Annotated in this window: 12 protein-coding genes; 3 read left to right on the top strand and 9 right to left on the bottom strand. The window is 73.2% G+C overall.

Translation table 11 applies throughout. The annotated features are described in order from the left end of the window. Positions 1–46 precede the first annotated feature (46 nt). From IAG42_RS28395 to IAG42_RS28360, 8 genes are all read right to left on the bottom strand, one after another. A complete protein-coding gene (locus IAG42_RS28395) occupies positions 47–751 on the bottom strand; it encodes a class F sortase (protein WP_223206193.1) in 705 nt (234 codons plus the stop codon). A 118-nt stretch (positions 752–869) separates the two neighbouring features. Next, positions 870–1,490, bottom strand: a complete 621-nt coding sequence (locus IAG42_RS28390) for a hypothetical protein (protein WP_188339800.1) — start codon at positions 1,488–1,490, stop codon at positions 870–872. Positions 1,491–1,754: 264 nt separating this feature from the next. Continuing rightward, positions 1,755–3,035: an MFS transporter gene (locus IAG42_RS28385; protein WP_188339799.1), complete on the bottom strand. Its 1,281-nt coding sequence runs from the start codon at positions 3,033–3,035 to the stop codon at positions 1,755–1,757. A 4-nt stretch (positions 3,036–3,039) separates the two neighbouring features. Continuing rightward, a complete protein-coding gene (locus IAG42_RS28380; protein ID WP_188339798.1) occupies positions 3,040–4,446 on the bottom strand; it encodes a CitMHS family transporter in 1,407 nt (468 codons plus the stop codon). A 161-nt stretch (positions 4,447–4,607) separates the two neighbouring features. Then, complete coding sequence (locus IAG42_RS28375) at positions 4,608–5,291, bottom strand: TetR/AcrR family transcriptional regulator (RefSeq protein WP_188341654.1); 684 nt, start codon at positions 5,289–5,291, stop codon at positions 4,608–4,610. 63 nt (positions 5,292–5,354) lie between these two features. Then, a complete protein-coding gene (locus tag IAG42_RS28370) occupies positions 5,355–6,623 on the bottom strand; it encodes a hypothetical protein (protein ID WP_188339797.1) in 1,269 nt (422 codons plus the stop codon). A gap of 6 nt (positions 6,624–6,629) precedes the next feature. Beyond that, positions 6,630–7,475, bottom strand: a complete 846-nt coding sequence (locus IAG42_RS28365; protein WP_394811254.1) for a hypothetical protein — start codon at positions 7,473–7,475, stop codon at positions 6,630–6,632. Beyond that, complete coding sequence (locus IAG42_RS28360; protein ID WP_188339796.1) at positions 7,472–9,511, bottom strand: right-handed parallel beta-helix repeat-containing protein; 2,040 nt, start codon at positions 9,509–9,511, stop codon at positions 7,472–7,474. The genes IAG42_RS28365 and IAG42_RS28360 overlap by 4 nt, the downstream gene beginning before the upstream one ends. Positions 9,512–9,658: 147 nt before the next feature. Between IAG42_RS28360 and hmgA the strand changes: the two genes are divergently transcribed. The 3 genes from hmgA to IAG42_RS28345 all read left to right on the top strand — a co-directional run bounded on the left by hmgA (position 9,659) and on the right by IAG42_RS28345 (position 13,135). Further along, positions 9,659–10,978: a homogentisate 1,2-dioxygenase gene (gene hmgA / locus IAG42_RS28355; RefSeq protein WP_188339795.1), complete on the top strand. Its 1,320-nt coding sequence runs from the start codon at positions 9,659–9,661 to the stop codon at positions 10,976–10,978. A gap of 164 nt (positions 10,979–11,142) precedes the next feature. Beyond that, positions 11,143–11,895, top strand: coding sequence for a GntR family transcriptional regulator (locus IAG42_RS28350; protein ID WP_188339794.1), 753 nt, complete (start codon positions 11,143–11,145; stop codon positions 11,893–11,895). Positions 11,896–11,917: 22 nt separating this feature from the next. Further along, complete coding sequence (locus tag IAG42_RS28345) at positions 11,918–13,135, top strand: type ISP restriction/modification enzyme (RefSeq protein ID WP_188339793.1); 1,218 nt, start codon at positions 11,918–11,920, stop codon at positions 13,133–13,135. A gap of 7 nt (positions 13,136–13,142) precedes the next feature. On the opposite strand, the gene IAG42_RS28340 is transcribed toward IAG42_RS28345, so the two are convergent. After that, on the bottom strand, positions 13,143–13,859 hold the full coding sequence (locus IAG42_RS28340; protein ID WP_188339792.1) for a TetR/AcrR family transcriptional regulator: 717 nt from the start codon (positions 13,857–13,859) through the stop codon (positions 13,143–13,145). Positions 13,860–13,894: the final 35 nt, after the last annotated feature.

The raw sequence follows: 13,894 nt of genomic DNA, 5'->3' as shown, positions 1-13,894 counted from the left end.
CCCGTTCCGCCCCGTTCTCCCCTCCCGGCACGGGGAGGGGGACGGGTCAGAGCTGCCGCTCGACGCCGGTGAGATGGGCGAAGACCACGATGTTGGACGCGTATCCGGTCTTCCGGTCGAAGGCTCCACCGCAGGTGATCAGGCGCAGTTCGGGGCGCCGGGCGGCGCTGTACACCTCCTGGTCCGGGAAGGCCGCCTTGGCGTACGTACGGACCCGGTCGACCGTGAAGACGGCGACGCGGCCGTCGGCGCGGGCGATCCGGACGGTGTTGCCGGTGTCGAGCGAGTCGAGGTCGAGGAAGATCGCCGGGCCGGTGCGGGTGTCGCGGTGACCGACGACGACGGCGGTGCCGCGCTCCCCCGGGGTGACGCCGCCCGTGTACCAGCCGACGAGCCGGGGGTTGTCGACGGGCGGGGCGGCGAGGCTCCCGCCCGGCTTCAGGCCGAGGCCGATGACGGGCGCCTCGATGGTGATCGCGGGGACGGCGAGGACGGTGGGGCGGGACCGGGCCAGGGGCGCGGGGGGACGCGCGGGCTTCCCCGGCGTCCTGGCCGCCTTCTTGGGCCCGGCCGCGCCGGACGTGCCCCGCGCCCCGTGAGCGTGGTTCGCCCCGTGGGCGCCGTTCGCCCCGTCGGTGCCGGGCGCGGCCTGCGCCGACGAGGCCCCGTGGCCGGCGAGGGCCGGGGCCGCCGGTTCCTCGCCGCTGGACCACCAGACGGCACCGCCGACCAGAGCCAGCGTGACGACCACCGTGCGGGCGAGCCTCAGGAGCCGGCGCTGCCGCCGGGTGGTGCGCCCGCGCCGGACGGCCCCGCGCGGACGGGCCGTGGCTCGTCCGCTCGGGGCCGCCGCACGCGGGGGAACCGAACTACGCCGCGCCATCGGCGCGACGGCGGGAACGGCGGACGAGGATCAGACCCGCGGCGCCCGCGAGGCCCGCGGCGGCGGCGCCCATCGCGACCCCGGAGCCCGAGTCGCCGGCCGGCGCGCTCGTGTCCGCCACGCCGCCGCCTCCGGCGCCGACCGGGCCGTGCGGTGGCTTGTGGCCGTGGCCGCCGCCGCCCGGTCCGCCGCCGTTCGTTCCGCCGCCGCCCGGACAGTCGACCTGGAAGACCTTGTGCTTGCCCGAGCCCTGCTCGCCCTCGAAGGTCCAGTCGAGCTTGTACATCCCTTCGGGCAGCGAGAGGTTCGCGGTCCGCTTGTGCCCGTTGGCGTCCGTGGTGAGGGCGCCCTGGAGACTCGGCAGGTCGGCCTTGGGCGGCTGCGGGGCGATCGTCCAGGACACCTTCTGCCCGGCGTCGAAGTTGAAGGCGTCGAGGTAGAAGCGGCAGACCTTCGGGTCGTTGCGCTGGTCGAACTCGCCGGTGTGCGAGTCGTGGACCTTCACGTCACCGTTGTCGCCGGGGGCGGCGTACGCGGCGGGTGCGCCGGCGAGGGCGAGGGCGATGACGGAAGCGGACAGCAGGGGGCGGATCACCGAAGGGCTCATGCGTGGTTCCTTTAGTCGTGGATCCCGGATCTGACGGGCCGATAATCCGACTATTGGTGACGCAACGGGCATGCCGGGTGGCACCGTGCCGTGCCGGCCTCGGACATCCACCCGTCCGGCTCCATCCGGCGCGGGTGCGGCTGCCGCCAAGGGCGCGCGCGGCCGTCCGTCGACTGCTGCGCCGTCGTGGCTGGTCGCGCAGTTCCCCGCGCCCCTGAAATGCAGACCCTTCGGGTCGCATTTCCCCGATGAGGCGCGGCCTCATCAGGGGCGCGGGCCTGTGTCGATGTGCGGATCCTCCGCGGGGCGCGACCGGCCACGACGGACCCGCACCCGCCCCGCGACCGAACGCGGCAGACGCGGCCGCGCACCCCGCACCCCCAGGCCGGAGGCGATGAGCAGAAGCCCGCCCAGCATCACGAAGGGCGCCGCCGTCCCGGCCACCCCCGCGACGAGCCCCGCGGAGGCCGGCGCCGCGACCTGCCCGAGCCGGTTCCCGGTCAGGCGGAGCGCGAGCGCCGTGGAGCGCGCCTCGGGCGGGGCCGCCTGGACGACGGTCGTCATCGACAGGGGCTGGCCGACACCGAGGCAGAAGCCCAGCAGGACCAGCATCACGGCGAGCGCCCAGACGGGCACCGGAAGCGCGATCCCCGCGCACAGCAGCGCGGCCAGCCCGCACGTGGAGGCGATGAGGACGGCCCGGCCGAGCCAGTCGATGAGCGGGGTCATGACGAGGCGGCAGGCGATGGTCGCGCCCGCGCGCAGGCTCAGCAGGACGCCGACGACGGACGGGGCGATGCCGCGGTGCTCGCCGACGACGGGCAGGTACGCGGTGAGGATGTCGGTGGCCGACAGGACGGCGAGGCTGATGAAGATGCCGCCCGGGACCCCGCGCGTGCGCAGGATGCGGTGGACCGGCACCCGGGCGGTGCCGCGCTCGTCCCGGCCCGCACGCCCGGCGGCGGTACGGAACTCGATGCGCCACAGGGAGGTGAGGGAGACGGCGCAGACGCCGGCCGAGACCAGCAGGGCGAGGGCGCTGGTGCCGGCCATGTCGGGCCCGCCGATGAGCGCACCGGCCGCCATGGGGCCGATGAGCTGGCCGAGGGAGGCGCCGATGGTGAAGTGGCCGAAGTTGCGGTCCTGGTCCTCGGGCGAGGACTGCCGGGCCACGATCGACTGGGCGCCGATCACGAAGCAGAGGTGACCGAGCCCCATGACGCCGCTCCAGGCGGCCATCCGGACCAGGGAGCCGGCGGTGCCGCTGAGGGCGCAGCCGCCCGCGATGAGCGCGACGCCGAAGGGCAGCAGCGGGGCGCAGCGCCCGTGGTCGGTGCGCCGGCCGAGCGGGACGGCGGCGAACAGCGGGAGCAGGGCGTAGACACCGGCGATGACGCCGACGGCGCGTTCGTCGGCGCCGAGGGCGAGGGCCCGGTAGGAGACGGCGGGCCGCGCCATCGACACCGCCGCCTGCGCGAAGCTGAAGGCGATGACGAGGCGGAGCAGCCACGCGCGTCCCTGACCGGGCCCTGCGGAGTGCTTCATCGGGTCAGAGGATCCCGAAGAGGAGGCCGGCGGCGAGGACCACGAGGGCGGTCAGCGCGGCCCATTTCACGGTGAACCTGGTGTGGTCGCCGAACTCGACCTTGGCCATGCCGACGAGGACGTAGACGGCGGGCACCAGCGGGCTCGACATGTGCAGCGGCTGGCCGACGAGCGAGGCGCGGGCGATCTCCAGGGAGGAGACGCCGTGCGCGGCGCCCGCCTCGGAGAGGACCGGCAGGATGCCGAAGTAGAAGCCGTCGTTCGACATGAAGTACGTGAACGGGATGGACAGGACACCCGTGACGAGTGCCATGTGCGGGCCCATCCAGTCGGGGATGCCGCTGACGACCCACTTGGCCATGTGGTCGACCATGCCGGTGCCCTGGAGGACGCCGGTGAAGACGGCGGCGGCGAAGACCATGCCGGCGACGTTGAGGACGTTCTCGGCGTGGGCGCCGATGCGGGCCTTCTGGTCGGGCATGTGCGGGAAGTTCACGGTGAGCGCGAGCGCGGCGCCGAGCAGGAACAGCACCGGGATCGGCAGCCACTCCATGATCATGGCGGTGAGCAGGGTGACCGTGAGCAGCGCGTTGAACCAGTAGAGCTTGGGGCGCAGGGTGGCCCGGTTCGGGTCGAGGCCGGCGAAGGTCTCGCCCTCCTCGTTCTCGTACGAGGGGGCGCTGTGGTCGCCGCCGCCGGTGGCCTTCTTGCCGGAGCCCGTACCGGAACCGGCGCCGACCAGGACCTTCTCGTCGGCGGTCTCGGTGACCGTCTCGGTGACCTCGTCCAGGGACAGGAAGCCGAGGCGCTTGCGCTCGCGGCGGCCGAGGACGTACGCGAGGGCGAACACGGCGAGGAGACCGACCGCGAGGGCCGGGATCATCGGCACGAAGATGTCGCTGGCGTCCAGCTTGAGGGCCGTGGCGGCGCGGGCGGTGGGGCCGCCCCAGGGCAGGGTGTTCATGACGCCGTTGGCGGTGGCGGCGACACCCGTCATCACGACGAGGCTCATCTTGAGGCGCTTGTACAGCGGGTACATCGCCGAGACGGTGATCATGAAGGTGGTGGAGCCGTCGCCGTCGAGGGAGACGATCGCGGCGAGCACGGCCGTACCGACGACGATCCGCACCGGGTCCGCCTTGGCGAACTTCAGGATGGCGCGCACGATCGGGTCGAAGAGGCCGACGTCGATCATGACGCCGAAGTAGACGATCGCGAACATGAGCATCGCCGCGGTGGGCGCCAGGTCGCCGATGCCGGCGATGACGTAGTCGCCGAGATGGGCGCCCTTGCCGACCAGCACACAGAACAGCGCGGGGATGAGCACGAGCGCCGCGATCGGCGACACCTTCTTCATCATGATCAGCACCAGGAAGGTGGCGATCATGACGAATCCGAGGATTGTCAGCATGGAGGAGGTCCCTAACGTTCGCCGTTGAACTGCCGTCTGCAGTGCCGTCCATCGGCCCGGACGGAGAGGCCGGACGGGGGAGGCGGTCAGCGAGACGTTAGGGGCCGTCATATGGGGTTAACAAGATGTTGACGCGTGAGCAATAAGCGCAAAACTCCAGGTCACAGCTTTGCGCGTGGTGTACGGGGGGTGCGCGGGCGGCCCGGGTCGAGGGATTCGGCCATGTAGGCGTGCAGGAGCAGGCGGACCTCGGCGATGATCCGCTCGTCGCCCGCGGGGTCGATCCGGAAGGCGAGGCGCACGAGCGAGTCGGCGGCCTCGACGGCGACGAGGAACACGCGGCGCAGGTCGTCGTCGGGCTCGCGGTCCAGGTGCGGGGCGATCAGGTCGGTGAAGGTGCCGGCGACCCGGTGGTTGGGGTCGGAGGCCGGGTCGCCGACCGGGATCTGGGTGCCGAAGTCGACGAGCGAGAAGCCGGGCGCGGTGCGCTTCATGGCCACGTACTCGTCGAGGAAGGCGTCCATCGCGGCGCGCCAGTCGCCCGCCGTGATGCCGCCGAGCCGCTCGGTGACCCGCTGCGCGTAGTGCTCCAGGTTGCGCTGAGCGAGGGCGTCGACGAGGGCGCGCTTGTTGCTGAAGAAGCGGTAGACGGAGCCGATGGGGACGTCCGCGCGCAGGGCGACGGCCCGCGTGCTCAGCTCCTCGTAGCCGCATTCGTCGAGGAGCCCGGCGCAGGCGTCGAGGATCCTGGTGAGCCGCTCGGCGCTGCGCCGCTGGACGGGGGTGCGGCGCAGGGAACGTGCCGACTGATCGCTGAAGGAGGGCGTCGTGGTCACGGGGTCCATCATGGCCCTTCGGGTACGGGGGCCGTCGACCGCCTCCGGATCGGCCCCGTGGCACGGGCGGCCTCAGGCGATGAGCAGTCCGAGGCCGCCGAGGGTGTAGGCGATCATCAGCGCGAACAGCGGGAGCTGGCCGGTGACGGACTTCTCCGGGGGCAGCAGCCGTACGGCGCGGTCGTGCGCGGCGACGACGCCGAGGACGTGTCCGGTGACGATGGCGAGGACCTGGAGCGCGGCGAGGCCGCCGGGTCCGAGGGGTGGTTCGGGCGGGGCGGGGTCGGTGGCACCGGCGGCCAGGGCGAGGGTGCGGGGGCCTTCGGTGGCGTAGAGCGTGAAGTAGTGGGCGACGAGGTAGCCGAGGGCGATCGGTACGAGGGCGTGGGCGAACGCGGCGCGCGGCGCCCGGCCCGCGCACAGGGCGTAGAGCACGGCGACGAGGGTGACGGCGCCGAGCAGGCCGAGGGTGCCGGTCGCGGTCGGGCCGAGCGGGGACGTCTGCAGGGTGGTGATCCAGGAGGGGGCGTCCGAGTAGCCGTCGTAGGCGGTGGAGCCGAGCATCACGCACACGGCGGCGACGAGCCCGGGGACGGGCGGGGTGGCGTCGAGTCCGTGGAACGGGTTGCGCAGCACGAGGCGTCCGTCGTCGCGCCGGCCGAACGGGGAGAGCCGGGCGAAGAGCGTCGAGTACGCCTCGAAGGCGTCGCCCCCGTCGAACCAGCGGGCGCCGAACCACGCGGCGGCGGCGAGCTGGACGGCCGCGTAGGTGAGCAGGAAGGCGAGCAGGGCGGTGCGGGACGCCGGGTCGGGGGAGGCGAGTTCGAGCCAGGTGTAGGCGAAGAGGCCGAGGGCCGCGGGCCACATGCCCAGCCGGGCGGGCAGCGGGCGCCCCGCGCCGGGGTCGCGCCCGAGCGCCCGGCAGCCGGCGGCGTGCAGGGTGCGCAGAGGGTTGAGCAGGCGCCAGACGGGGCCGCACAGCAGCGACGCCGGTACCAGGCCGACCCAGAACAGGACGTGCACGGCGCCGGGGGCCGGGTTGCGCTCTGGGTCGTCGGGGCCGAACAGGAGGTGGGCGAGGACGAGGACGGTCGCTCCGAGGCCGAGCACGCGCAGGGCGGCGCGCGTGCCGCGGGCGTCGGCGAGGCGCTGGACGGGACGCGGCAGCGCGAGCCCGGAGCTGTTCCCGCGGAAGCGGGAGGAGGACCAGAGCAGGCCGAGCGCGAGGAAGGAGACGAACAGCGCGGCGAAGGCGCCCGCGTACGCGTAGAAGGGGGACAGGGGAAGGTCGTGCTGGGAACCAATGCCGTGCGCGAGCGGCTCGGGCGAGCTGATGTTCACCTCACGTCACCGGACCACGAGTTGGGTGAGGAGCAGGCCGGACTCGTGGGTCTCGACCTCGAACAGGCCGGTGCGGTCGAGGGTGAGGGTCAGGGTGGCCGCGCGGCCGGCCGGAAGAGTGACCTCCTTGTCGTAGCCGTGGACGTGGAGGGTGTCGGCGCGGTCGCTCGTGACCGTGAGGCGGACGCGCTGGCCCTTCTTGAACTCCAGCCGGCCCGGCGGGGGTTGGACGTTCTTGCCGTCGACGGAGATCGTGACGGTCCGGTCCGCGGAGGCCTTCCCCGAGGCTCCCTTGCCGTCATGGCCGTGCCCGCCCGCGTGCCCGTCCTCCCGTCCGGAGGAGGTCACGTCGGCGGTCGACTCGATCGGTTCGCCGTCGACGGCCCAGACGGTGTGGTCGTCGGCGTAGAGGCGGGCGGTCAGCCGGTGGGTGCCCTTGGGGACGGCGGACTCGGGCAGGTGGTACCACTCGCCGTAGACGCGGGCGATCTTGTGGTCGTCGAGGTACAGGTGCGCGTGGCCGCGCCCCGGCAGCGCTCCCCCGCCCACGCTGTCCGGGGTGAACCGGAAGTCGCTCACGTCGAGCCGGACGTTCCAGCCGTCGGCCGAGTCCGGCCGCACCTCGAGGTCGACCGACGGGGCGCCGTCGGCGTCGACCTGCCGGTAGCGGTGCCCGGACTCGTCCGCGCGGTCCAGGAGCCGCCCGGCCGAGCCGCTCGCCTCCTGGTGCCCGGTGCCGGGCTTGTGGTGCGTGGTGGGCCGCCCGCCGCACCCCGCCGCGACGCCGACGGTCAGCACCGCCACCACGACCGCCCGCGCCAGCCGCCCGCGCACGCCCGCGGCGCCCCTCACGCCCGCACCTCCGTCAGCACCTCGGGGGTCTCCGGCCGGGCTGCCGTGTCCTGCCGGGAGGCGGCCACCACGGCCCACAGGACCCACACGACGCCGAGCAGTCCGCGGATCCAGGCAGGGCTCAGCGGGATCCACGGCAGCATCACCACGGCCTTGTCGAAGGCGTCGAGGAGAGTGAGGGCGCCCAGGGCCACGGTGACCCAGCCGAACCAAGGGCGTTCGCGCCGCAGGACGAGCCCGACGGCCGTCCACCAGGCGCCGGTCAGCAGCAGGGCCGCGGCGGGCAGGTAGCCGGACTGGAGTCCCATGGTCGATCCGGCGACGTCGAGCGCGAGACCGGCGAGTCCCGCGGCGCACGCCACCGTCGCCCAGCGGTGCGACCGCAGCCGGCGCCACCACAGCACCCCGCCGACCAGCGTCAGCACGACCGCGACGCCGAGGGCGAGCTGCACCTCGATGCGCTCGATGCCCCGGGCCCCGTACCAGTCGCATCCGGCGGGCAGCCGGCGCGCCTGGACGTTGTAGTCGGCGCAGACCAGGAGCGCGGCCAGCTTCGACGGTTCGCCGACGAGCCGGTCCGAGCCGCCGGAGACGTCACCGCGCTTCGTCCCGCAGGTGGGCAGGGCGCGCGGGGTGGCGGCGCCCGCCGAGCCCTGCCAGCAGTTGCCCCCGCCCTGGCCGTCCCACCACACGTCGGTGGCGTTGGGCCGCGACCTGCCCTGCTTGTCGACGCCCAGCTTGTTGCCCGCGTACCGGTTGTGGTGCGAGGTGTCCGTCTGCTTCGACCAGGCGGACTCGCCGCGGATGAAGGCGGGGACGGCGCTCAGGAAGAAGGCGGCGCGGTCGTGCCCGTACACCCAGTTGTTCTCGTAGCGGTTCCAGTTGCCGCCGGCCGTGATGATGCCGGTGCCGGGCGGCATGGAGATCTGGGGGCAGACCACGCCGTCCTCGTAGCCGCGGTCGACGGGGTCCTTGGCGCAGGTGCCGTCGGCGACGTAGGGGTAGTAGTTCGCGTTGTTGTCGTGGATGTCGTTGCGCTCGAACCGGGCGTGGTTCTGCGGCAGTCCGGGGTGGCCGGGGAAGGCGGAGTCCATGGAGGCGCCGCCCATGTTGTGGTCGAACTCGTTGTCGTGCGCGTAGACGGAGTCTCCGGCGGTGCCGCTGTAGCCGACCATGTTGTGGTGGCTGCGGCAGCCGGTGATCTCGATGGAGTAGCGGGGGACGTCGTAGCCGCGGCCGTTGTTGATGTTCGAGGCGCTGCCGGGGTAGATGCCGGAGTCGCCGTTGCCGTAGGACTCGCAGTTCTTGTAGAGCCCGTGGTCGCTCGCGAAGGTGAGGAAGCCGTACTCGTCGTTCCAGCGGGTCAGGACGTCGTCGATGACGAAGCCGTCGCCGGCCAGGACGTACAGCGAGTTGAAGGTGGTGCGCTGGGCGGTGAAGTTCTTGAAGTAGACGCCGTCGCTGCCGTCGGCACGGATCGCGTTGAGCTTGGTGTACTTGGCGTCGATCACGACGTCGAGCCGCGACTGGCCGGTGCCCTCGATCTGCAGGTTCTTCTTGCCGAGGATCGCGACGAGGTTCTGGTTGTGCGGGCAGCGCTTCTGCTGGGCGTAGGACAGGATCTGGTAGCCCAGCTGGGAGTTCCTGGCCTTGAGGCGGGTGCAGGCCCCGGTGGGCTTCGGCCGCGAGGGCTCCTCCTCGTACAGGCCGGGCAGGATCGCGATGTTCATGCCGGGCCGGTCGACGGCGTCCACCGCGGCCTGGAGGTGCCGGAAGCCCTGGTCTTGGCAGCGCGCGAAGAGGTCGAGGTTCTTCTTGCGCAGGCCGGCCGGGAAGCCGGCGACGCGGCGTTCGAAGTCCGCCCGGTCCTTCTTGCAGACGAGCAGGTCGGGCGGTCCGTCGCGGTGGACGGGCACGCTGCCCGACCCGTCGGGCAGCTTCACCGGCCGTTCCTCGTGCGCCTGGGCGGCGGGAGTTGCGGCGAGCGCCGCGCAGAGCGCGACCAGGACGACGAGGAGCCTTCGGATCCAGGGCATGGGCGCGAGAGTAGAGCACTGCTCATGTTTTGGGACCCCCTGCGGCACGGCTTTCTCCCGACCGCGCGGAACGGCACCGTTGACGCGGCGGGGCCGGAATCCTACGGTGATGCATAGGATTCCTTCAGGCACCGGGAGCGCCCACCTATGAACGGCATCGAGCAGGCGAGGAAGACGGCCCAGGAGCTCGCGTATCTCACCGGCTTCGGCAACGAGCACGGCTCGGAGGCCGTGCCGGGAGCCCTGCCCGTCGGGCGCAACGCACCGCAGCGCGCCCCGCTCGGCCTGTACGCGGAGCAGTTGAGCGGTACGGCCTTCACCGAGCCCCGCGCGCACAACCGCCGCTCGTGGCTGTACCGGATCCGCCCCTCGGCGGCCCACCCGGAGTTCACGCGGACGGACAACGGGGCGGTGCGCACGGCCCCGTTCACCGAGTCCGTCCCCGACCCCAACCGCCGCCGCTGGAACCCGCTGCCCGAGCCGGCCCCCGGCACGGACTGGCTGGCCGGCCTGTGGACGCTGGGCGGCAACGGCGACGCGACGCAGCGCACCGGCATGGCCGTGCACCTCTACCACGCGAACGCGCCGATGGACCGGGTGTTCAGCGACGCCGACGGCGAGCTGCTGATCGTCCCGGAGCGCGGCGGGCTGCTGCTGCGCACGGAGTTCGGCCTGCTCGCGGCGCGTCCGGGCGAGGTCGCGCTGATCCCGCGCGGGGTCCGCTTCCGCGTGGAGCTGCTCGACGAGAGCGCCCGCGGGTACGTGTGCGAGAACTACGGCGCGGCGTTCCAGCTCCCCGACCTCGGCCCGATCGGGGCCAACGGACTGGCGAACGCACGGGACTTCAGGGCGCCGGTCGCCGCATACGAGGACGTCGCGGGCCCGGTCGAGGTGGTCAACAAGTTCTGCGGCAACCTCTGGACGGCCACGTACGACCACTCCCCGCTCGACGTCGTCGCCTGGCACGGCAACCACGTCCCGTACGTGTACGACCTGCGGCGCTTCAACGTCATCGGGACGATCTCCTACGACCACCCGGACCCGTCGATCTTCACGGTGCTGACGTCCCCGTCGGACACCCCGGGGCTCGCGGGCGTCGACTTCGTGGTGTTCGCCCCGCGCTGGCTGGTGGGCGAGGACACGTTCCGTCCGCCGTACTTCCACCGGAACGTGATGAGCGAGTACATGGGGCTCATCGAGGGCGCGTACGACGCGAAGGCGGAGGGCTTCGTGCCCGGGGGCGGCTCGCTGCACAACATGATGTCGGCGCACGGCCCCGACCGGGAGACCTTCGACCGCGCCAGCGCGGCCGAGCTGAAGCCGCAGAAGGTCGACGACGGCCTGGCCTTCATGTTCGAGACCCGCTGGCCGCTGACGGTCGCCGCGCAGGCTGCGGAGGCGGAGCATGTGCAGCGCGGGTACGACGAGGTGTGGGCCGGGCTGGAGTCGAACTTCGGCCGCGGCTGAGGTGCGGACTGCGTCCGCTACCTCCATAGGGGGAAGGCTGCGCGCAGCGCATGCCTTCAGGGGCGCGGGGAACTGCGCGACCAGCCACGACGGCGGGAGCCGAAGACCAGGCCACCAGGGGACCGACATTGCAAGACGGGCCCGCGACAGATACGGATAGCCCCGTGACGTCATTCGCCCCGGACTCGATCGTCCTGAACCGCAAGCTGCCGCTCTGGTATCAGGTGTCGCAGTCCTTGCGCGCCTCCATACTCGGCAGATCCCCCCAGGACCCGCTCCGCCTGCCCACCGAGGAACAGCTCGCGGCCCACTACGGGGTCTCCGTGCTCACGATGCGCCAGGCCCTGAAGGAGCTGGAGGACGAGGGCCTGATCACCCGGCACCGCCGCCGCGGCACGTTCATCGAGCCGGCGGCCCGCCGGGGCGCCCCGGTCCGCCTGCTGGGCTCGGTGGACGCGATCGTGGCCCAGCAGTCGGGCATGACGACCCGCCTGCTCGACCACGACCGCTCCGCCCCGGTGCCCACCGCCCTCGCCGAGCACTTCCCCGGCGCCGAGCACGTGGCCGCGTACCACCGGCTGCGCTGCGACGAGAAGACGGGCGAGCCGACCAACCACGCCCGCAACTACCTGCGCCCCGACCTCGGCCCCCTCGTCGACCCGGCCGATCTGGAGCGCTGGCCGATGACGAAGGTGCTGCGGGACGTCGTGGGCGTGCGCATCAGCCGGATCACGGACTCGGTGGAGGCCCGCCTCGCCGACCCGGAGACGGCCCGGCTGCTCGAAGTGCCGTTGCTGAGCCCGATCCTGCACTACACGGGCATCACCTACGACGAAGCGGGCAGGGTCCTGGACGTCGCGGTGATCCATTACCGCGGCGACCGCTTCTCGTTCACGGTGACGCTGGACGCCGACTGAACGGCCATCGGGGGGACGTACCATGCCGGGCGTGACGAACGACGGGCTCTCGCACGCACTGCCGCTCCCGGACCTCATGCCGTGGTCCGTCGCGCCCCTGCGGCTGGGCCGCAGCTGGCCGGTCGCGCCGGACGCCGCGTCGCTGAAGGCCCGCTGGGAGCGGTTCGTCGGGGCGCAGGCGCAGGAGCGCGCCCTGCTGCTCGAACCGTCCCGGGCCCGGACGCTGCACTCCCCCGCCGCTCAACTCCCCGGTCAGCGCACGGGCACCGAGCCGCTGGCCCGCGCGGCGGGCCCGTGCCCGGAGCCGGTGCGGCTGCTGCACGGGCCGTTCGACGAGCAGTGGCTCATCCCCGACCAGCGACTCCTGGACGCCGCGCGCCCCGAGCTGTGGCGCGTGGCCGGCGAGCGCCAGCTGTACCTCGTGGAGCAGGGCCACGTGCCGGACGCCGCCGGGCCCGCCGTGCTCGCGTCCGCGGTGCTGCCGGAGGGCCGCTCCCCCGCGGGCCGCCCGGGCCGCATCCGCCCCCTGTACCGCCGGCCCGACGGCACCGAGCCGAACGTGACGCCGGGCCTCCTGACGCATCTGTCCGGCACCTACGACCGGGAGGTGGGCGCCGAGGAGCTGCTGGCCTGGGTGCTCGCGGTCGCGGTGCGGGACGCGGGCGGATGCCGGGTGCCGCTGACCACCGACCCGGAGCTGTGGGAGCGCGGGGTCGCTCTGGGCCGCAGGCTGCTGTGGCTGGCGCGGCGCGGCGGTGGTGGCGCCGAGCGCCCCAAGCTGCCGGGCGGGCGCCGCCCGTACGTCCGTTCCGCACTGCCCGCCCGCCCCGGGGAGCTGGTGTACGAGCGCGAGGAGGAGGCCCTGGTCGTGGGTGAGGGGCGGATCTCGCCGGTGCCCGCCGCGGCCTGGGACTTCACGGTGGGCGGGGTGCGGGTGATCGAGCAGTGGTTCGCGCGGCGCACGGCGCCGGCCGAGCCGGGCACGCTCGCGGCGGTGCGCCCCGCGACGTGGCCGCAGTCGTGGACGTCCGAGCTGCTCGAACTCGTCACGGTGCTCGCCCTCCAGGCCGAACTGGAGCCGGAGTGCGAGGAGTTGCGCGGGAACCTCGGTGCGGAGCCGCTCACCGCCGACGAACTGGCGCGGGCCCGGGTGCTGCCGGTGCCGGACGGCGCGCGCCGCCCCGCCTCGGTCCTGGACCACCAGGAGGAGGGCCCGGGCGGCCAGTTCGCCCTGATGTGACCAGCCGTCAGGACGGCGCGGCCACGAACCCCTCGATCGTGCGGCGCAACGCCCTGTCGAACACGGCTTCCAGGTCGATCGGCCCGGAGTCCTCGGTGAACGCGGCGGCGAGCCGGGGGTAGCGGCCGGAGGCGACCTGCGCGCCGAGGTAGCCGATCCGCACGGCCTGCTCCTGCTCGGCGCTCCAGGGCAGGGACCGGGTGCGTTCGGCGGTGGCGATCTCGTTGGCCACGTAGGTCGTGACGACGCCGTTGAGGGACGCGATCAGCTCCATCTTGGCGCCGTAGGGCCGGTCCAGCGGGTCGAGGCAGCGCAGGCTGTACTCCAGGTACGTCAGCGCGTTCGGGCTGAAGCCGTAGACCGGTGACATCAGCCGGGGCAGCCAGGGGTGGCGGAGCATCATCGCGCGCATCTGGTGGGCCAGCCCGAGGACGTCGGCCCGCCAGTCGCCGCTGGGCTCGGGGTAGTCGTACTCCCCGCTGACGGCGTCCACCATCAGCTCGTACAGGTCCTCCTTGCGGGGGACGTAGTTGTAGAGCGACATCGTGCCCATGCCGAGGTCGGCGGCGACGTGCCGCATGGACACCTGCTCGATGCCCTCGGCGTCGGCGACCCGTACGGCCGCCGCCGCGATGTCGGCCCTGCTGTGCGCGGGCCGCGGGCCCCGCCCGGCACGCTCGGGGCGCGCCCAGATCACTTCGGGTTCGGCCGCTCGGCCCGCCATCGCTCATCACCTTTCGAAGCTTCTCGCCCCATCGT

Origin of the sequence: Streptomyces xanthii (assembly GCF_014621695.1) — a bacterium.
Lineage (GTDB): Bacteria > Actinomycetota > Actinomycetes > Streptomycetales > Streptomycetaceae > Streptomyces > Streptomyces xanthii.
The sequence above is the reverse complement of the archived record's forward strand: the minus strand, read 5'-3'. Positions and strand labels throughout refer to the sequence as shown.

Coding starts and splice junctions, on each gene's coding strand:
- IAG42_RS28390 (WP_188339800.1), bottom strand. CDS start 1,490: ATGAGCCCTTCGGTGATCCGCCCCCTGCTGTCCGCTTCCGTCATCGCC.
- IAG42_RS28385 (WP_188339799.1), bottom strand. CDS start 3,035: ATGAAGCACTCCGCAGGGCCCGGTCAGGGACGCGCGTGGCTGCTCCGC.
- IAG42_RS28380 (WP_188339798.1), bottom strand. CDS start 4,446: ATGCTGACAATCCTCGGATTCGTCATGATCGCCACCTTCCTGGTGCTG.
- IAG42_RS28375 (WP_188341654.1), bottom strand. CDS start 5,291: ATGGACCCCGTGACCACGACGCCCTCCTTCAGCGATCAGTCGGCACGT.
- IAG42_RS28360 (WP_188339796.1), bottom strand. CDS start 9,511: ATGCCCTGGATCCGAAGGCTCCTCGTCGTCCTGGTCGCGCTCTGCGCG.
- hmgA (WP_188339795.1), top strand. CDS start 9,659: ATGAACGGCATCGAGCAGGCGAGGAAGACGGCCCAGGAGCTCGCGTAT.
- IAG42_RS28345 (WP_188339793.1), top strand. CDS start 11,918: ATGCCGGGCGTGACGAACGACGGGCTCTCGCACGCACTGCCGCTCCCG.
- IAG42_RS28340 (WP_188339792.1), bottom strand. CDS start 13,859: ATGGCGGGCCGAGCGGCCGAACCCGAAGTGATCTGGGCGCGCCCCGAG.